Here is an 18,077-nt window from a genome sequence, read left to right as displayed (position 1 = left end):
CACCCCCGCCATGGATCGTCCGATCAGCGGCCTTATTTGGCCTTGGCCGGAGTGTCGAGACCGAGCCCGGTGACCTTCATGACCGCGGTGCGCTTGCCGTCGATGCCGAAATCGTCGTCGTTGATCAGCATCAGCGCGCCGTCGCCGAAAAGGGCCATGCCCTCGATCTTGGGCGGAATCCCGGGATGGTCCGCGGTGTCGAGCACAAGGGACTTGGCAGCCGGCACGACGCCTTCCTTGGCGAGGTCGGCCTGTTCCAGCGAGGGGGCCGTGGCCGCGTCGTCCCACTTGCCGCCCCGGATGTCCGTGGCGCCGGCCAGGGCGATGCGGAAGATCTTGGTGGTCCGCTCCGTCCGCTCCAGGATCAGCAGGTCGTCGCCGGCGAGATGCATCAGCTCGCTGATGCGCACGGTGCTCTGCTTCTTCTTCTCCTCGCCCCGGTAGGCCGAGGTCGGCTCCATCACGTAGACATATTCGCCCGCGACCTGCATGGTCGCGCGGTCCAGCTTGAACAGCCGGGTATTGGCGGCGTCCGCGTAGGCGTCGTTGTCCGGGTTGGCCAGCGGGTTCTGAAGGACGAAATAGAGGAACTTCCCGTCCTCGGAAACCGCCATGGATTCGATGCCGCGGTTCAGCGCCCGCTTGGCCAGGATGGCCGGCAGCGTGCCCTTCACCTCGTAGCCGGCGCCGGCATAGTCCTTTTCCGTCCCGGCCGGGACATGGCGGACCTGGATGCGGCCGTCGGGACCCGCGTGCAGGATGGAAGGCCCGTTCTCGTCGCCGATCCAGAAGCTGCCGTCGGACAGGCGGACGATCCCCTCGGCGTCCACGGCATTGGGGTTCTGCTTGAGCTTGTTCCCGGCGGCGTCCAGCGGCTGCTCGGTCGAGGCCACGGTCAGCGGGTTCAGCATGCCGTCCACCGGGTTGCCCCGGGCATCCTTCAGCGAGATGCTGTCGAGCACGCGGAAGGTGCCGCCCTCCAGCACCTGGATGCGGTAGATCGAGGGGCTGTAGTCCGGCACCGGGTAGATGCGGCCCCGCTTCACGTCGCCGCAGATCTTCTCGCCCTTGACGCCGACGATGTCCTCGGCGTCGCCGCAGGTGAAGTTGGGGCCGCGGTCGCTGACCGTGTGGAAGATGTCGGCCGGATCGTCCTTGCCGCGGAACGCGCCGCTGCCGATCCCGACGGAGAGGTCGAGGGTCTTGCCGCCCTCGAAAGCGACCTTGCGCAGGGTCAGGATCGGATCGCTGCTCGTATGCACCTGGACGCCCACGGAGGGCGCCTGGGCGGCGGCCGGAAGCGGGGCGGCGGCCAGCGCGCCGATCATGAGGGCCGGTATCGGGAGCAGGCGTACGCGCATTCCGTCGGGTCTCCGCAATCAGGAAAATTTCGCGGAACTTAGGCGCAACGGATTACAGCAGGATGACAGCCGCATGACACATTCGCATCCGGCGGCGGTCCCTGATCCCCGCCGCCGGATGCCCACCCCTTGACGAAAGGGTCAGACCGTCACGTCGAGCAGGACGTCGGCGAGCATTCCCCGACTACCGTCGGCCCGGCCGAACTCGCTCCGGGCGACCGCATTGCCGCCGGCCAGGCGCTGGTCGACCGGAATCGCGAGGTCGAGGCGGATCTCGGTGATGCCCTCGTCCCGCAGGCGGGTCATGGCACCGTCGCCGCGCAGCAGGATCAGCGAATTGAACACGGCATCGCGGCGATCGATGACGCTGTTGCCGTCCTGGTCGAACCGGGCCAGTTCGGCGAACCCGCCGGCGGCGCCGTTCTGCTCGCCGAAAAGCTCGCGCCCGTCGTCGATCCTTCCGTTGCCGTCGCGGTCGAGCGCCAGGAACGCATCCTTCCCCGCCACCCACGCGGTCCGGTCGCGGGAGCCGTCGCCATCGATGTCGAACAGGACGCCGGACTGCGCCGTGGTCAGGTCGATGCCGTTGCCATCCATGTCCAGCACCAGCGGATCGACCTGCTGGCCACCACCGCCGGCGCCGCCCCCGCCAGCCCCGCCGCCTCCAGCGCCGCCCCCTCCACCCGGAAGCCCGACCGCCAGGGCGGCCCCCGTCGTCATGCTGGCGTCCAGGCGCACCATCTCTATGGAAGCCTCAATGTTGCCGGTCTCGCTGGTGATCTTCAGGCTGACCGACTGGAAGACCAGCGAGATGTTGGCCGACGCCTGGCCCGGCTCCGGCGAGCGCGCGGCCAGCGGGCCGCGGGCGGTCGCCTCCCGGGCCTTGCCGGCGACCGCCTCGGCGGCCTTGAGGCTTTCCTCCTCCGAGCGGCCGAACATGCGGAGGACCTTGATCAGGTCCTCGCGCACCTTTTCCAGCACGGCGTCGAGCGGCCGTTCGGGCTCGCGCGCCCGTCCGACCGACAGCGGAGTCCGCGCGAGGCGGGAATTCTCGCTGACGACCTGACTGAGCCGCATCGCCGTCGCGGAAAACTCGACCTTGACGCTCCCGGCATTCGGGGAATCGTCCGGGGCGCCGGAATTCGAATTGGACGGGGTCCGGGGAGCCGCGTCCGGGGCGGCGTCCCGGCGCGGCGGCGCTTCGGACTTCGCGGCGACCTGGGGCTGGGCCGGTCCGGGAACGGTGCGCTTGAGGCCCGCGGGCAGAGTCTGGGCCAGAACTTCCATCATGCCGACCATCGGCTGCCTCCTTCTAAGGGCCAATAACGACGGGGGGAGCGGCTGCCTGCGCCTACTGCGCGGTTGGAAAAGCCTCTCCGCGGGCTTATCTTTGTCCCATACGGCTTAACGATTGCTTAAGACGCTTGCCGCACCTGCCGAAGGCCGCGGGTGCCGCCGGGTGCATGGCTACAGGCGCAAGGGTGGTGCAGCCGCAGGCTTGTTGACAGGCATTGCGCGCACTCTTATGTCAAGGCCGTGCCATGCCCGGGCCGATGCCGAGCGGGCGCCCTGGATCGTGCGCCAGCCGTTTCTTGCTCATACCGTTCTTTGCTCTAACCCGAGGTCTCAATGTTCGGTGCTATTGCCCGTAAACTTTTCGGCACCGCGAATGATCGCACCGTGAAGGCGCTGCTGCGGCAGGTCGAGGTCATCAACGCCCTGGAGCCGAAGGTAGCCGGCCTGTCGGACGACGAACTCCGGATGCGCACCGACTGGCTGCGCGAGCGCCTCGAAAAGGGCGAGACGCTGGACGACATCCTGCCCGACGCCTTCGCCACCGTGCGCGAGGCGGCCAAGCGCGTCCTGGGGCAGCGCCACTTCGACGTCCAGCTGATGGGCGGCATCGTCCTGCACCAGGGCAAGATCGCGGAGATGCGGACCGGCGAAGGCAAGACGCTGGTCGCCACGCTCCCGGTCTATCTCAACGCGATCGCCGGCAAGGGCGTCCACGTCGTCACCGTCAACGACTACCTGGCCAAGCGCGACAGCGGCTGGATGGGCAAGGTCTACGGCTTCCTGGGGCTTTCGGTCGGCTGCATCGTCCACGGGCTGGACGATTTCGAGCGCAAGATGGCCTATGCCGCCGACATCACCTACGGCACCAACAACGAGTTCGGCTTCGACTACCTGCGCGACAACATGAAGTTCCGGCTGGAGGACATGGTCCAGCGGCCGTTCAACTTCGCGATCGTCGACGAGGTCGACAGCATCCTGATCGACGAGGCGCGCACGCCGCTGATCATCTCCGGCCCCTCGACCGACAGCTCCGAACTCTATATCGCGGTCAACCGGGTGATCCCGCACCTGTCCGCCGAGGATTACGAGAAGGACGAGAAGGTCCGCGCCGTCAGCCTGACCGAGGCCGGCACCGAGAAGGTCGAGCAGATCCTGCGCGACATGGGCCTGCTGACGGAGGGCAACCTCTACGACATCCAGAACGTCAGCCTGGTCCACCACGCCAACCAGGCCCTGCGGGCGCACACCCTGTTCCAGCGGGACAAGGACTACATCGTCAAGGATGACAAGGTCATCATCATCGACGAGTTCACCGGCCGCATGATGGAGGGCCGGCGCTATTCCGAGGGCCTTCACCAGGCGCTGGAGGCCAAGGAGGGCGTGACGATCCAGCGCGAGAACCAGACGCTGGCCTCGATCACCTTCCAGAACTATTTCCGCCTCTATCCGCGCCTGTCCGGCATGACCGGCACCGCCATGACCGAGGCGAACGAGTTCGCCGAGATCTATGGCCTGGAAGTGGTCGAGATGCCGACCAACGTCGCGGTCCAGCGCAAGGATTTCGACGACGAGGTCTACCGCACCGGCCGCGAGAAGTTCGACGCCATCGCGATCCTGGTCGAGGAGTGCCGGGCGCGCAAACAGCCGATCCTGGTCGGCACCGTGTCGATCGAGAAGTCGGAAGTGCTGTCCGACCTGCTCAAGAAGAAGAACATCCCGCACGCGGTGCTGAACGCCCGCTACCACGAGCAGGAAGCGCAGATCATCGCCCAGGCCGGCCGGCCCGGCGCCGTGACGATCGCCACCAACATGGCGGGCCGCGGCACCGACATCCAGTTGGGCGGCAACTTGGAAATGCGCCTGGCGGTCGAGCTGGCCGACATCCAGGATCCGGCCGAGCGGGAGCGCCGCACGGCCGAGATCCAGGCCGAGATCGCGCGCGACAAGGAGATCGTGAAGGAGGCCGGCGGCCTGTTCGTGATCGGCACCGAGCGGCACGAGAGCCGGCGCATCGACAACCAGCTGCGCGGCCGGTCGGGCCGCCAGGGCGACCCCGGCGCCTCCAAGTTCTTCCTCAGCCTGGACGACGACCTGATGCGGATCTTCGGGTCCGAGCGCATGGACGGCATGCTCCAGCGCCTGGGCCTGAAGGAGGGCGAGGCGATCGTCCACAGCTGGATCAACAAGGCCCTGGAGAAGGCGCAGCAGAAGGTCGAGGCGCACAACTTCGAGATCCGCAAGAACCTGCTCAAGTACGACAACGTGATGAACGACCAGCGGAAGGTCGTCTACGAGCAGCGCCGCGAGATCATGGACGCGCCGGAGATCGGCGGCACCATCGAGGACATGCGCCACGAGGTGATCGAGGAGATGGTCAAGAAGGCCATCCCGGCGAATGCCTATGCCGAGCAGTGGAACATCGACGGCCTGCACGAGGAGATCCGCCGGGTCCTGAACCTGGACCTGCCGGTACATGACTGGGCCAAGGAAGAGGGCATCGCCGAGGCGGAGATCGAGGACCGGGTGCGCCGCGCCTCCGACGAGAAGATGGCGCAGAAGGCGGCCAATTACGGTCCCGAACTGATGCGGGCGGCCGAGAAGAGCCTGCTGCTCCAGCTGCTCGACCAAGCCTGGAAGGAGCATCTGCTGCACCTGGACCATCTGCGCCAGGGCATCAACCTGCGCGCCTACGCCCAGCGCGACCCGCTGAACGAATACAAGCGCGAAGCCTTCGAACTGTTCGAGGGGATGCTGTCGCACCTGCGCGAGACGGTCACCACCGTGCTGTCCTATGTCGAGATGCGGGTGAACCACCCCGAGGACATGGAGCCGCCGCCGTTCGAGGGCGTCGAGTCACGCCAGGACCCGGCGCTTGCCGCCGCCGACGCCGTTCCGGCCGACGCGGCCCTGCCGGACGGGATGGTACGGCGCGTGGCCCCCGCGTCGGTCGGCTCCGAAGCCGAGATCGACCCGCGTACGCCGCGCAACGCCCTGTGCCCCTGCGGGTCCGGCAAGAAGTACAAGCACTGCCACGGGCGGGTCGCCTGAACAGCCGGATATGCCCGGGGCACCTCGAACGGGGAGCCCCGGGGGTCTGGACATACAGTCTAAAATGTAACTGAAGCCCCCTGCGACGATTTTCCAAAAACTTGACATGGATCAACGTCGCACCGGTCTGTGCGCCGCACAATCTCCGCCATAGGTCATATGCACTCAAGCGGAGGTCAGGTTCATGCGCGCGTTCTTCCCGTGTGTTTCCGGAGTTTCCCGTCAGTCCGAAGACGTCATCGGCAAGCTCCTCGCCCACCGGATCGGCAATTCCCGCGTCACGAACCGGCCGATCACGCTGCGCTCCGCCCTGGAGGCCTGCGGCCGCGAACCCGTCTCGACCGCCCGCCGGCTGATGGCCCTGCCCGGCGAGACCGCCGTCCAGGACCTCTCCGACATGCTGACGAAGTTCCGGATCGACGGCGTACGCTGCCCGGAGCCCGAGAAGTACGCCCGGCAGGCGCTGAAGCGGGCCGGCGTCGAGTTCTCCCTGGCGCCCCTGGCGGGCGACTACGGCCACTGCGCCACCGCCCTGCTGGGGATCGCGGCGCTGGGCGTGCTGCTGGCGTTCCCCACGCTGATGCTCTGATCCGCCGCCGCACGGCGGATGTCGGGAACACCGCGGCTCTCCTCCTGTTGAAGTGCAATACTCAATTGGAACGGAGAGAGCCACGATGGCTACCAGCGCCCAGAATTCAGACGACATCAAGAAGCTCTGGGGGATGATCAAGGACATCCGCTTCACGATGATGACCACCATCGATGATGACGGTACCCTCCGCAGCCGTCCTATGGTCGCCCAGCAATCCGAATTCGATGGCGATCTCTGGTTCTTCACCGGTGCCAATTCCCACAAGGTGGATGAAGTCAACCAGCACCATGAAGTCAACTTGAGCTACGCCGATCCCGACGACCAGAACTATGTCTCGATCTCCGGCACGGCCCAGCTCGTCCGGGACAAGGGGAAGATCGAGGAACTCTGGAGCGAGCCCCTCGCCGCCTGGTTCCCGAAGGGCAAGGACGATCCGAACATCGCCCTGCTCCGCGTCCACGTGACGAAGGCCGAATACTGGGACAGCCCGTCCAGCGCGATGGTCCATGCCTACGGCTACGTGAAGGCCAAGCTGACCGGCGAGCCGCCTCATCCCGGCGACAACAAGAAGATCAACATGTAGGCCGGGTGCCGCCCTGCTCTACCCGCCCTACGCGGCGCCCCTCTTTCGTCGTGCGCGGGCTTGACCCGCGCATCCACGCGCGAACCAGGTCGATGAAGTTCGGGCGTGGATGACCGGGTCAAGCCCGGTCATGACGGTGAGAGGATCGGAGCCCTGCCGGAAGAGCCTCTCCTGATCGAACCGGTGACTACCGGGCCGGATGGTCGCTGTTCCGGACGATCCTGGCTTCGGCGGCAGGCGGGTTGCGCAGTGTCTGATAGATCACGCAATACCGCTCCGTCAGCTTGAGCAGGCTGGCGAGCTTCTCGTCGTCGGCGTCGGTATCCAGGTCGAAGGTCATGCGGATGGAGCGGAAGCCCACCGGCGCCTCCTTCGAGACACCCAGGGTGCCCCGCATGTCCAGGTCGCCTTCGGCCCGCACGGTACCGCCGCGCAGATCGATGTCCAGCGCCGTGGCGACCGCCCGCAGGGTCACGCCGGCGCAGGCGACCAGCGCCTCCAGCAGCATGTCGCCCGAACAGGCCGCAGTTCCGTCGCCGCCGGCGGCGGGATGAAGACCGGCCTCGACCAGCGCCCGGCCGGTATCGACCTTGCAGGTCACGCCCTCGGCCCCGACGGTGCCTTCGGCCTTCAGGGTGATGACCGCGCTGTCCGGCACGTCGCGGTATCGCTGCTTCAAGGGAGCCTGGACGGCCTTGAGGGTTTCGGCATCCATGGGACGTTTCCTCCGGTTCGTTGCTTATGGTCCGCCTCGCGGAGTTCCGCTTACCCCAGCGCCCGGTAGACTGCATAGCCGACGATAGCGGCATTGACGTTGAGCGTCATGATCATTCCCGGTGCCCGCAGGTAGGGATGGATCAGGTACCCGATCCAGAACAACAGGCGGGACACGCAGAACAGCCCGGTCATGACGCCGGCGAGGCGGATATCCCCGGGAGCGGCCAGCGCCGCGGCGGAGAGCATCGCCGGCACGAAGACCGCGGTCTGCTCGACCGAGTTGGACAGGGCCCGCTGGGCGCGCCGCTGGAACCGGCTTTCGGGATCCGTCAGGGGATCGAACGCGGCGGTGGCGAACCGGGCCAGGGCGACCGTGAGGACCATCAGGAGCAGCAGGAGCGCTGGCCAGACCAGCAAGCCGGCGGCGGAGGCCGACCCGTCGGCCGCAGGGCCGGAGCCGGCCGCGGGTCCGGGCCAGAAGAGCGCGAGGCCGCCCCAGGCCAGGGCCGTCCCGAAGACGACCCCGGCCGCCGAGATCAGGTGGCGACGGTCTAGCACCGGCCCGGGCATCGCGTCAGGACAGGCCTTTCTGGCCCATCTCCAGGAACTTGTCGCGCCGCTTGAGGCGCAGGGCGCCGCCTTCCAGGCCGCGGAGTTCATCCAGGCAATCCTCGATGGCGTTGCCGACCGCGGTCATGATCTCGTCCCGGTCGCGGTGGGCGCCGCCGATCGGCTCCGCGATCACGCGGTCGATCACGCCGAGGTCCTTGAGGTCCTGGGCGGTCAGCCTGAGCGCCGCCGCGGCCTCCGCCGCCGCCGTGTTGGTCCGCCACAGGATCGAGGCGCAGCCTTCCGGCGAGATGACCGAATAGATGGCGTGCTCAAGCATCATGACCCGGTCGGCGGCGGCCAGCGCGATGGCCCCGCCGGAGCCGCCCTCGCCGATCACCGTGGCGACCATCGGCACCTTCAGCCTCAGGCAGGTGTCGATCGACTTGGCGATGGCCTCGGCCTGGCCCCGCTCCTCGGCGCCGACGCCGGGGTAGGCCCCCGCGGTATCGACCAGGGTGATGACCGGCAGCTTGAAGCGGTCGGCAAGCTCCATCAGGCGGATCGCCTTGCGGTAGCCTTCCGGCTTGGCCATGCCGAAATTGTGCCGGACGCGGCTTTCGGTGTCGTGCCCCTTCTCCTGGCCGATCACCATGACGGAACGGCCCCGGAACCTCCCGATGCCGCCGATGACGGCGCGGTCCTCCGCGAACCCCCGGTCGCCGGCGAGCGGCGTGAAATCCTGGACCAGACTGTCGATGTAATCCATGCAGTGCGGCCGGTTGGGATGGCGGGCCACCTGGACTTTCTGCGCCGGCGCCAGCTTGGCATAGGTCTGACGCAGCAGCTTGTCGACCTTGGCCTGGAGCTTGGAGACTTCCTCGGCGATGTTGATGTCGCCGGTATCGGTCAGGTGCCGCAGCTCCTCGATCTTGCCTTCGAGTTCCGCGATCGGCTTTTCAAATTCAAGAAACGTCTGCATGAAGGTATTTCACGACGGGCTGGGAAAATGACCGGTTTCCCTACCACACGACCCATAGGCTAGCCAGCGCTAATAGGACGCAGAAAGGTTAGTTTGCTACCAAGTGGATGATCCTTGCCGCGTGCGCCTAATAGGCGTACAATCTCCCGGCGGCACTTTCCGGAGAAGCCTTCATGCCACGCGTCGCCCAGCGCCAGGATCGCGTCAGTCTTCGACTCAGCCCCCAATCCAAGCAGAAATTGGAGCGCGCCGCCGCTTATCTTGACAAGACGCTGACGGATTTCGTCATCGACGTGGCTTTGCAGAAAGCGGAAACCGTCGTGCGTGAGCACGAGATGATCGCCCTTACCGCCGAAGAATGGGCGCGCTTCCAGGACTTGCTGCTCGATCCCCCCGAGCCGAACGAGCGGCTGCGGCGTGCGCTTGCCGAACATGGGCGGATTCTGCGCCCGTGAACCCGGTCGCCCCCTGGCCGGCAGGATCATTGCGAATCGAAGCGCTGGGACAGGGTCACGACCGGGGGGCCTTCGCCTGCGGCGTGGATCCGCTGGACCGCTACATCCGGCAGCAGGCATCGCAGGACATGCGGCGGGTCACGGCGCGCGTTTTCGTGGCGGTGTCCGCTGAGCATCCGGACCGCATCCTCGGCTATTATACCTTGAGCGCGGCGACCATAGCGGCCGGCGATCTACCGCCCGACATGACGAAACGCCTGCCGAAATATCCTGTCCCCGCAGCCCTGGTCGGACGGCTGGCAGTCGATCAGATCGTCGCACGGCGGGGTCTCGGCAGCCTGCTGCTCGCCGACGCAGTCAAGAAGACCATGCTGGCCGCGCAGACCGTGGCCATGACGGTCATTGCCGTCGATCCCATCGATGAAGCGGCCCGTCGCTTCTATGCGGCTTTCGGCTTCCGATCCCTGCTGGGACCGGAGCGGCGCATGTTCCTCGCTCTCCCGCCCTCGAACCGCCCGGGACCCGAAGGCTGAGGGTTTCGCCGGGAGCGGCGTTCCGGCGGCACCCGGGCGGGCGCCGCCGGCATGCGCTTACGAGCCGGCGATCTGCTCGGCCTTCTTGACCATCACCTCCGCCTGGCGGATCGACGCGATGTCGATCAGGCGGCCGTCCAGGGCCACGGCGCCCCGGCCTTCCTTCTGGGCCTGCTCCATCGCTTCCAGGATGCGCTTGGCCTTGGTGATCTCGGCCTCGGACGGGCTGAACACCTCGTTCGCCAGGGGGATCTGGGAGGGGTGGATGGCCCACTTGCCCTCGCAGCCCAGCACGGCGGCGCGCCGGCCCTGGGCCTTGTAGCCGTCGGCGTCGGAGAAGTCGCCGAACGGGCCGTCGACCGGGCGCAGGCCGGCGGCGCGGGCCGCGACCACCATGCGCGCGGTGGCATAATGCCACATGTCGCCCCAGTGATAGTCGCGCGGCTTGTCGCCGTCCTTGTCGGTCAGCACGCCGTAGGACGGGTTGGGGCCGCCGATGCCGGTGGTCTGCGCCTTGGTCGAGGCGGCATAGTCGGCGACGCCGAAATGCAGGCTCTCGTTGCGCTTCGACGCGGTCGCGATCTCGTCGATGTTGGCCATGCCGAGCGCGGTCTCGATGATCAGCTCGAAGCCGATCCGCTTCCGGCGGCCCTTGGCGGCCTCGATCTGGGTGACCAGCATGTCGACCGCGTAGACGTCGGCGGCGGTGCCGACCTTGGGGATCATGATCAGGTCGAGCCGGTCGCCGCACTGCTCCAGCACTTCGACCACGTCGCGGTACATGTAATGGGTGTCGAGGCCGTTGATGCGGACCGACAGGGTCTTGTTGCCCCAGTCGATGTCGTTGATCGCCTCGACGATGTTCTTGCGGGCCTGCGGCTTGTCGTCAGGCGCCACGGCATCCTCCAGGTCCAGGAAGATGACGTCGGCGGCCGATTTGGCGGCCTTCTCGAACAACTTCGGGCTGCTCCCGGGAACCGCCAGTTCGCTGCGGTTGAGCCGGGCCGGAGCCTGTTCGACGATCTTGAAGCTCATTGCTGTTCCCCCATCACAGTGTCGCCGCGCGGTCGGGCGACCGGGTCGCCGCGCCGTCGCGGTATCGGAGCCGTCTTCCCAGGTCCGGAAAGCGGCAGGTATGGCGTGCGGTACGGAAGGCGCGATATTCCGCCGGGCACGCTGCCGATGGATACTACGTTTCTTCGCAGCCGCACCATAATGGCGGAAAGTACCATGCCAAGCGATTTCCACGACATGTTCGCCGCGCGCATCGCGCCGCACCTGATGCCGCTGGAGGATGCCCGCCGGCATCACGCTATCCGCCTGCGGCGGCGCGCCCTGGCGTTCGGGACCCTGTGCCTGGGCTGGCTGGGCATCGCCGCGTGGGTCGGCCACCCGCTGCTCTGGTCCGCCGCCCCCGTCCTTGCCGCGGTCGGGCTGTTCATCGGGCTCCAGGTCCGCTCCGCCCCAGGCCGCGACTACGCCGAGGCGCTGCGGACCATCGTCCTGCCGCCGCTGTGCGAGGCGGCGGGAGGCTGGCGGCACGAGCAGGCCGGCGGCCATGACGTCTTCTTCCGGGACGGGTTCCGGGTCGAGCCTTCCTGGCCGCTGTTCGCCCTGCCCGACTGGTCCACGCCGATCCCGCCGATCGCCAGGGCCGACGCCGACCGGCTGTTCGGATTGCTTGCCAGCGCCCCGACGCCTGCCTACGCTGCCCCGGACGGAAAAACAGAACCGGAAGCGCAGGTGACTTCGTGACCTCCAGGGCGCCAGGCGGCAAAGCGACATGCGGCGAATCGGCGATCCGCCTGCTCGAATCCTACGGCATCGACACGGTGTTCGGCATACCGGGGGTCCACACGCTGGAGCTCTACCGGGGATTGCCCAACGGCCGCATCCGCCACGTCACGCCGCGGCACGAGCAGGGCGCCGGCTTCATGGCCGACGGCTATGCCCGGGCGTCGGGCCGCCCGGCCGCCTGCCTGCTGACGACGGGTCCCGGCCTGACCAACGCCGCGACGCCGATCGCGCAGGCCTATTCGGACAGCATCCCCATGCTGGTGCTGAGCAGCGTCAACGATCGGCGCGACCTGGGCATGGGCCGCGGGCGGCTGCATGAGCTTCGCAGCCAGCAAGCGGCGATCGCCCCACTCTGCGCCTTCAGCCACACCGTGATGGACGCGGCCGAGCTGCCGGAGGTGATGGCGCGCGCCTTCGGCGTGTTCCAGTCCGCCCGCCCCCGCCCGGTCCATATCGAGATCCCGCTGGACGTGCTCGCGGCACCTGCCGACTTCCGCACGGATGCCCGCGCCGTCATCGGCCGCCCCGCGGCGTGCGATGCCGCCCTGGTCCGCGCCGCGGACCTGATCGCCATGGCGGAGCGGCCCGCCATGATCGTCGGCGGCGGCGCCCGCGACTGCCCCAAGGCGGTCCGCGAATTCGCGGAGGGGGTCGGCGCGGCCGTCCTGCCGACCGGCGCCGCCAAGGGGGTCCTGCCGGACGGTCATCCGCTGAACCTGGGTTCGTCCTGCGACCATCCGGCCATGGTGGAATTCATCGAGCGCGCCGACGTGGTGGTGGTCGCCGGCTCCGAGCTGGCGGAGACGGATTTCTGGAGCGGCGTGCCGAAGTTCGGCGGGACGCTGATCCGGATCGACATCGACCCGGCCGCGCTGACCCGCGACACGGCCCCGGACGTGGCATTGCTGGGCGACGCCGGTTCCATCCTGTGCGATCTGGTGGACCGTCTGGCGACGCCGAACCCGGCCCGCCAGCACGCCGCCGTCAGGGCTGCGCGCGAGGCCGCCACCGCCGACCTTCCGCCCCTGCGCCGGCAGCATCGGGAAGTGCTGTCGGCGATCCGGGCGGGCCTGCCGGCCGACGGCATCGTCATGACCGACATGACCCAGATCGCCTATGCCGGCAACAGCCTGTGGCCGGCCGACCTGCCCCGGACGTGGCACCACCCGCACGGGTACGGCACCCTGGGCTTCGCCCTGCCGGCCTCGATCGGGGCCAAGCTGGCCATGCCGGACCGCGACGTGGTCTGCCTGATCGGGGACGGCGGGCTGATGTTCACGGTGCAGGACCTGATGACGGCGGTCGAACTGGACATGCCGCTGGCGGTCGTGATGTGGAACAACGATGGCTTCGGCCAGATCCGCGATGGCATGATCCAGCGCGGCATCCCGGAGATCGGCGTCACCCTGAGGAACCCCGACCACCACATGCTGGCGAAAGCGATGGGCTGCCACAGCCTCCGCGCGGAAGATCCGGCGATGCTGACGGCAGCCCTGATGGAGGCTTTCAAGCGGCGGGGACCGACCCTGATCGAGGTGAGGCAGGACCGGTTCGCCACGTAGGTCCGGCGTTACTCCGCCGGCGCCCGGTACCCGACGCCGGGAGCCGGCGGCGCACGGCCCTTGCGGGCCTCCTCCTCCAGCCAAAGGCTGTGGTGTTCCCGCGCCCAGTTGACGTCCACCTCGCCGCTGCCCATGGCGTCGAAGGCGCCTTCCATGCCGACCGAGCCGATATAGATGTGCCCGATGATGCCGGCGATCAGCAGCACCGACAGCACGGCGTGGACCAGATGGGCGAGCTGCATGCCGGCGACGTCGGTCACGTAGAAGGGGAACAGCAGAACGTAGCCGCTGGCCGCCACGACGCCGCCGCCCGCCACGACCAGCCAGAAGATCATCTTCTGACCGGCGTTGAACTTCTTCGCCGCCGGGTGCTTGCCCTTGGAGAACAGGCCGCCGGCCGCCTTGACCCAGGCGAGGTCGGTGGCGTCGGGGATGTTGTGGCGGACCCAGACCAGCAGCATCAGCACGATGCCGAGCACGAACGGGAAGCTGACGAAGTTATGCGCCAGCTTGCCGTAGACGGTGAGGGTGGTGAACGCCTCCGGTCCCAGCAGCGGGATCAGAATGTAGCGGCCGAACACGAGGTTGAGCCCGGTCAGCGCCAGCACCAGGAAGCTGACGGCCGTGATCCAGTGGGCGAACCGCTCCAGCCCGTTGAACCGCCGCACCCGGAAGCGGGACGGCCCGGCGTCGATCCGGATCTTGCCGCGGACCATGTAGAAGATCACCAATCCGGCGATGCTGCCCAGCAGCACCACCGCCGCGATGGTCTTCAGGGTACCCTGGCGGAACTCCCGCCAGTCGCGGCCTTCCGGCTGGATCAGCGTGGCCGACTTCTGGTCGGGGATGCTGACGCGCCCCTGGAAGCCGCCCTGGAGCTGCTGGAACAGCAGCTGCTCGTTGCTGATGTCCGGCCCGGTCAGGGCGTTCGGCCCCGGCGGGACCGGGGTCGCGCCGGTCGGGGTCTGGGCGTGCGCCCCGACCGCCGGGACCAGCAGCAGGAGCGTCAGCGCGGCGAGGCGCAGGACGCGCCCGAGATTCATCATGGACATGATCGTTCCTCCAGCCGGTCCTAGGCGCTCGCCTTGTCCTTGTACGCGGTCGACCAGCCCCAGGCACCGGAGCCGTAACCGCGCCGGACGACGCGTTCCTTGTAGATGTCGGCGATGATGTCGCCGTCGCCGGCCAGCAGCGCCTTGGTCGAGCACATCTCCGCGCAGAGCGGCAGCTTGCCCTCGGCGAGGCGGTTGGAGCCGTATTTCCGGTACTCCGCCGGGGTGACGTCGTCCTCCGGGCCGCCGGCGCAGAAGGTGCACTTGTCCATCTTGCCGCGGCTGCCGAAGTTGCCGACCTGCGGGTACTGCGGCGCCCCGAACGGACAGGCGTAGAAGCAGTAGCCGCAGCCGATGCACAGGTCCTTGGAGTGCAGGACCACGCCCTCGGCGGTCTTGTAGAAGCAGTCCACCGGGCACACCGCCATGCAGGGCGCGTCGGTGCAGTGCATGCAGGCCATGGAGATCGACCGCTCGCCCGGCTTGCCGTCGTTGAGGGTGACGACGCGCCGGCGGTTGATGCCCCAGGGCACCTCGTGCTCGTTCTTGCAGGCCGTGACGCAGGCGTTGCATTCGATGCAGCGTTCGGCGTCGCACAGGAACTTCATTCTTGCCATTGCCTTGATCCCCGCCTTACGCCGCAACAATCCGACACAGGGTGCACTTGGTCTCCTGCATGTAGGTGACCGGGTCGTACCCGTAGGTCGTCAGAGCATTCACCGAGTGGCCGAGCACGATCGGGTCGGTGCCCGGCGGATAGGCTGCGCGCTGGCTCTCGCCGTCCCAGAAGCCCGCGAAGTGGAAGGGCATGAAGGCGACGCCCGGGCCGACGCGGTCGGTGACCAGCGCCTTGACCTTGGCCTTGCCGTTGCCTTCCGGGCCGTGGACCCAGACCATGGCGCCGTCCTTGACGCCCAGGCGCGCCGCGTCCTGGGTGTTGACCTCGACGAACATCTCCTGCTGGAGCTCGGCCAGCCACTTGTTGGACCGGGTCTCCTCGCCGCCGCCCTCGTACTCGACCAGCCGGCCGGAGGTCAGGATGATCGGGAAGTCCTTGGTGACGTCGCGGGCCTGCACCGTCTTGCCCAGGTGGGCCAGGCGGAAGTCGCGGCGGTCGTCCAGGGTCGGGTATTTTTCGACCAGGTCGCGCCGCGAGGTGTAGATCGGCTCGCGGTGGACCGGCACCGGGTCCGGCAGGTTCCAGGCGACCGCCCGGGCCTTGGCGTTGCCGAACGGCGAGCAGCCGTGCTTGAGCGCCACCCGGATGATGCCGCAGGAAAGGTCCGTCGCCCAGCTCACGCCGTCGGGGTTGGCGCCGCCGATCTTCTCGATGGTCGCCCGCTCCGCGTCGGTCAGGTCGGCGTTCCAGCCCAGCTTCTTCAGCATCCCGTAGGTGAACTCGGGATAGCCGTCCTCGATCTCCGACCCCTTGGACCAGGAGCCCTCGGCCAGCAGGGTGGCGCCGTCCTTCTCCACCCCGAAGCGGGCGCGGAAGGTGCCGCCGCCCTCCAGCACGTGCTTGGAGGTGTCGTACAGGACGTGGGTGCCGGGGTGCTTCATCTCCGGCGTGCCCCAGCAGGGCCAGGGCAGGCCGTAATACTCGCCGGCGCACGGGCCGGTGGAGGCCTTCAGCGTGGTCCGGTCGAAGTCGGCCTGGTGCTCCATGTGGAGCTTCAGGCGCTCCGGCGACTGGCCGGAGTAGCCGGTGGACAGTGAGCCGTAGTTGATCTCCCGCAGGATGTCCTCGGGGTCGGGCACGCCGTTCACGACCTTGATGCGCTTGAACATCTCGTCGGCGAAGCCGAGGCGGGTGGCCAGCGCGTACATGACGTCGTAGTCGTTCTTCGACTCGAAGATCGGATCGACGACCCGGTCGCCCCACTGGATCGAGCGGTTGGACGCGGTGCGCGAGCCCTCGGCCTCGAACTGGGTGCAGATCGGCAGCAGGTATGTCCCGTCCTTGCGGCCGCTGACGGAGGCGAAGGTGGTCGGGTGCGGGTCGGCGACGACCAGCAGGTCCAGCGCCTCCAGCCCCTTCCGCATCTCCGGCATGCGGGTCACGGTGTTGCCGCCGTGGCCGAACACCATCATGGCCTTGACGGGAGCCGGCTGCTCGATCTCGTCCGGCTTGGCCAGCACGGCGTCGAACCAGCGGGTGGTCGGGATGCCCTTCGCTTCCATGAACTTCTGGGAGACGAAGCGGCCCTTCATCCACTCGTAGTCGACGCCCCAGACCCGGCTCCAGTGCTTCCAGGCGCCTTCGGTCAGGCCGTAGTAGGCCGGCAGGGAGGTGACGTCGAGGCCGAAGTCGGTGGCGCCCTGCACGTTGCAGTGGCCGCGGAAGATGTTGGCCCCGCCCCCCTCGACGCCGATGTTGCCCAGCGCCAGCTGGAGGATGCTGAGCGCCCGGACGTTGGCGGTGCCGACGGTGTGCTGGGTGACGCCCATGCACCAGATCAGCGTGGACGGCCGGTTCTTCGCCATGATCTCGGCGACCTTGCGGACCTGCGCGCCGGGCACGCCGGTGACCCGCTCGACCTCCGCCGGGTCCCACTTCTTCACTTCGGCGCGGATCTTGTCCATGCCGAACACGCGCTTGGCGATGTAGTCCTTGTCTTCCCAGCCGTTCTCGAAGATGTGCCAGAGCATGCCCCAGACCAGCGGGATGTCCGTGCCGGGGCGCAGCCGCACATATTCCGTCGCGTGCGCCGCCGTGCGGGTGAAGCGCGGATCGACCACGATCATGTGGGCCCGGTTGATCTCCTTCCCGCGCAGCACGTGCTGCAGCGACACGGGATGGGCCTCGGCCGGGTTGCCGCCGATGATCAGGATCGCCTTGGCGTTGTGGATGTCGTTGTAGCTGTTGGTCATGGCGCCGTAGCCCCACGTGTTCGCGACGCCCGCGACCGTGGTGCTGTGGCAGATGCGCGCCTGGTGGTCGACCGTGTTGGTGCCCCAGAACGCCGCCATCTTGCGGAACAGGTAGGCGCCCTCGTTGGAGAACTTGGCCGAGCCCAGCCAGAACACCGATTCAGGTCCGGCCTTCTCGCGGATCTCCAGCAGCTTGGCCCCGATCTCGTCGATCGCCTGGGTCCAGGAGAGGCGCTTCCACTCTCCGTTCTCCAGCTTCATCGGGTATTTCAGGCGGCGGTCGCCATGGACCAGCTCGCGCACCGAGGCGCCCTTGGCGCAGTGGGTGCCGAGATTGATCGGGCTGTCCCAGGACGGCTCCTGGCCGACCCAGACGCCGTTCTGCACCTCGGCGGTGACGGTGCAGCCGACCGAGCAATGGGTGCAGATGCTCTTCTTGCGGACGATCTCGACGCCCGGCGTGGTCGGGCCTGCCTCGGCTCTGCGGACCGTGCCGAACGACAGCGTGCCGGCCGCGGCGAGCCCGCCGGCCGCCAGGCCGGAGCGCTTGAGGAAGGTGCGGCGGTCGACCGGCGCCTGCGCCAACGCGCCCGCCGCTGCCGACAGCATGCCGGACCGGCGCGTTCCGGCCGACTGCGGACCCGACGCCTTTGCTGAACCTCTCTTGACCAACATGGCG

General features: G+C 68.0%; 16 protein-coding genes. 7 read left to right on the top strand and 9 right to left on the bottom strand.

Features of this window, described 5'->3' with window-relative positions; genetic code table 11:
• Positions 1–32: 32 nt before the first annotated feature.
• Positions 33–1,361: an esterase-like activity of phytase family protein gene (locus JL101_RS03165; protein ID WP_203100183.1), complete on the bottom strand. Its 1,329-nt coding sequence runs from the start codon at positions 1,359–1,361 to the stop codon at positions 33–35.
• A 141-nt stretch (positions 1,362–1,502) separates the two neighbouring features.
• Positions 1,503–2,660: a hypothetical protein gene (locus JL101_RS03160; protein WP_203100184.1), complete on the bottom strand. Its 1,158-nt coding sequence runs from the start codon at positions 2,658–2,660 to the stop codon at positions 1,503–1,505.
• Between the two features lie 330 nt (positions 2,661–2,990).
• On the opposite strand from JL101_RS03160, the gene secA reads away from it, so the two are divergent.
• From secA to JL101_RS03145, 3 genes are all read left to right on the top strand, one after another.
• The gene (gene secA, locus JL101_RS03155) at positions 2,991–5,705 is read left to right on the top strand and encodes a preprotein translocase subunit SecA (protein WP_203100187.1); all 2,715 of its coding nucleotides are present in this window, start codon (positions 2,991–2,993) and stop codon (positions 5,703–5,705) included.
• Between the two features lie 184 nt (positions 5,706–5,889).
• On the top strand, positions 5,890–6,294 hold the full coding sequence (locus JL101_RS03150) for a hypothetical protein (RefSeq protein ID WP_203100189.1): 405 nt from the start codon (positions 5,890–5,892) through the stop codon (positions 6,292–6,294).
• Positions 6,295–6,379: 85 nt separating this feature from the next.
• Positions 6,380–6,880, top strand: a complete 501-nt coding sequence (locus JL101_RS03145; protein WP_203100191.1) for a pyridoxamine 5'-phosphate oxidase family protein — start codon at positions 6,380–6,382, stop codon at positions 6,878–6,880.
• A 187-nt stretch (positions 6,881–7,067) separates the two neighbouring features.
• On the opposite strand, the gene JL101_RS03140 is transcribed toward JL101_RS03145, so the two are convergent.
• From JL101_RS03140 to JL101_RS03130, 3 genes are read right to left on the bottom strand one after another with little or no spacing between them, the layout of a single operon-like run.
• Positions 7,068–7,595, bottom strand: a complete 528-nt coding sequence (locus tag JL101_RS03140) for an OsmC family protein (RefSeq protein ID WP_203100193.1) — start codon at positions 7,593–7,595, stop codon at positions 7,068–7,070.
• A 50-nt stretch (positions 7,596–7,645) separates the two neighbouring features.
• Positions 7,646–8,155, bottom strand: coding sequence for an MAPEG family protein (locus tag JL101_RS03135; protein ID WP_203100195.1), 510 nt, complete (start codon positions 8,153–8,155; stop codon positions 7,646–7,648).
• Between the two features lie 16 nt (positions 8,156–8,171).
• Positions 8,172–9,128 (bottom strand): acetyl-CoA carboxylase carboxyltransferase subunit alpha, encoded by a 957-nt coding sequence (locus JL101_RS03130; RefSeq protein WP_203100197.1) that lies wholly within the window; start codon positions 9,126–9,128, stop codon positions 8,172–8,174.
• A 173-nt stretch (positions 9,129–9,301) separates the two neighbouring features.
• Here JL101_RS03130 and JL101_RS03125 point away from each other — a divergent pair, with 173 nt between their 5' ends.
• Both JL101_RS03125 and JL101_RS03120 read left to right on the top strand, forming a co-directional pair.
• Positions 9,302–9,583, top strand: a complete 282-nt coding sequence (locus JL101_RS03125; RefSeq protein ID WP_203100199.1) for a type II toxin-antitoxin system TacA family antitoxin — start codon at positions 9,302–9,304, stop codon at positions 9,581–9,583.
• Positions 9,580–10,116, top strand: a complete 537-nt coding sequence (locus tag JL101_RS03120) for a GNAT family N-acetyltransferase (RefSeq protein WP_203100201.1) — start codon at positions 9,580–9,582, stop codon at positions 10,114–10,116. The genes JL101_RS03125 and JL101_RS03120 overlap by 4 nt, the downstream gene beginning before the upstream one ends.
• Before the next feature lie 57 nt (positions 10,117–10,173).
• Here the strand turns inward: JL101_RS03120 and JL101_RS03115 are convergent, their stop codons facing one another.
• Positions 10,174–11,151: an HpcH/HpaI aldolase/citrate lyase family protein gene (locus JL101_RS03115; protein ID WP_203100203.1), complete on the bottom strand. Its 978-nt coding sequence runs from the start codon at positions 11,149–11,151 to the stop codon at positions 10,174–10,176.
• 195 nt (positions 11,152–11,346) lie between these two features.
• Between JL101_RS03115 and JL101_RS03110 the strand changes: the two genes are divergently transcribed.
• Together JL101_RS03110 and JL101_RS03105 are read left to right on the top strand one after the other, a co-directional pair.
• On the top strand, positions 11,347–11,871 hold the full coding sequence (locus JL101_RS03110) for a hypothetical protein (protein WP_203100205.1): 525 nt from the start codon (positions 11,347–11,349) through the stop codon (positions 11,869–11,871).
• On the top strand, positions 11,868–13,475 hold the full coding sequence (locus JL101_RS03105) for a 5-guanidino-2-oxopentanoate decarboxylase (RefSeq protein WP_203100207.1): 1,608 nt from the start codon (positions 11,868–11,870) through the stop codon (positions 13,473–13,475). Before JL101_RS03110 ends, JL101_RS03105 begins: the two co-directional genes overlap by 4 nt.
• 8 nt (positions 13,476–13,483) lie before the next feature.
• Here the strand turns inward: JL101_RS03105 and JL101_RS03100 are convergent, their stop codons facing one another.
• Genes JL101_RS03100 through JL101_RS03090 form a run of 3 tightly spaced genes read right to left on the bottom strand, consistent with a single transcriptional unit; the run spans position 13,484 to position 18,073 of the window.
• On the bottom strand, positions 13,484–14,527 hold the full coding sequence (locus JL101_RS03100) for a formate dehydrogenase subunit gamma (protein WP_203100209.1): 1,044 nt from the start codon (positions 14,525–14,527) through the stop codon (positions 13,484–13,486).
• Positions 14,528–14,547: 20 nt separating this feature from the next.
• Positions 14,548–15,144, bottom strand: coding sequence for a formate dehydrogenase FDH3 subunit beta (gene fdh3B / locus JL101_RS03095; protein ID WP_203100211.1), 597 nt, complete (start codon positions 15,142–15,144; stop codon positions 14,548–14,550).
• Positions 15,145–15,160: 16 nt separating this feature from the next.
• Positions 15,161–18,073: a formate dehydrogenase subunit alpha gene (locus JL101_RS03090; RefSeq protein WP_203100213.1), complete on the bottom strand. Its 2,913-nt coding sequence runs from the start codon at positions 18,071–18,073 to the stop codon at positions 15,161–15,163.
• Positions 18,074–18,077: the final 4 nt, after the last annotated feature.

Origin of the sequence: Skermanella rosea, assembly GCF_016806835.2 — a bacterium.
Taxonomy (GTDB): Bacteria; Pseudomonadota; Alphaproteobacteria; order Azospirillales; family Azospirillaceae; genus Skermanella; species Skermanella rosea.
Note: the sequence above shows the minus strand (reverse complement) of the source record. Positions and strands in the feature narration are given on the sequence as shown.

Bases quoted from the DNA above. Each gene is read 5' to 3' on its own strand.
- JL101_RS03165 (WP_203100183.1), bottom strand. From the start codon at position 1,361: ATGCGCGTACGCCTGCTCCCGATACCGGCCCTCATGATCGGCGCGCTG.
- JL101_RS03160 (WP_203100184.1), bottom strand. From the start codon at position 2,660: ATGGTCGGCATGATGGAAGTTCTGGCCCAGACTCTGCCCGCGGGCCTC.
- secA (WP_203100187.1), top strand. From the start codon at position 2,991: ATGTTCGGTGCTATTGCCCGTAAACTTTTCGGCACCGCGAATGATCGC.
- JL101_RS03150 (WP_203100189.1), top strand. From the start codon at position 5,890: ATGCGCGCGTTCTTCCCGTGTGTTTCCGGAGTTTCCCGTCAGTCCGAA.
- JL101_RS03145 (WP_203100191.1), top strand. From the start codon at position 6,380: ATGGCTACCAGCGCCCAGAATTCAGACGACATCAAGAAGCTCTGGGGG.
- JL101_RS03140 (WP_203100193.1), bottom strand. From the start codon at position 7,595: ATGGATGCCGAAACCCTCAAGGCCGTCCAGGCTCCCTTGAAGCAGCGA.
- JL101_RS03130 (WP_203100197.1), bottom strand. From the start codon at position 9,128: ATGCAGACGTTTCTTGAATTTGAAAAGCCGATCGCGGAACTCGAAGGC.
- JL101_RS03125 (WP_203100199.1), top strand. From the start codon at position 9,302: ATGCCACGCGTCGCCCAGCGCCAGGATCGCGTCAGTCTTCGACTCAGC.
- JL101_RS03115 (WP_203100203.1), bottom strand. From the start codon at position 11,151: ATGAGCTTCAAGATCGTCGAACAGGCTCCGGCCCGGCTCAACCGCAGC.
- JL101_RS03110 (WP_203100205.1), top strand. From the start codon at position 11,347: ATGCCAAGCGATTTCCACGACATGTTCGCCGCGCGCATCGCGCCGCAC.
- JL101_RS03100 (WP_203100209.1), bottom strand. From the start codon at position 14,527: ATGTCCATGATGAATCTCGGGCGCGTCCTGCGCCTCGCCGCGCTGACG.
- fdh3B (WP_203100211.1), bottom strand. From the start codon at position 15,144: ATGGCAAGAATGAAGTTCCTGTGCGACGCCGAACGCTGCATCGAATGC.
- JL101_RS03090 (WP_203100213.1), bottom strand. From the start codon at position 18,073: ATGTTGGTCAAGAGAGGTTCAGCAAAGGCGTCGGGTCCGCAGTCGGCC.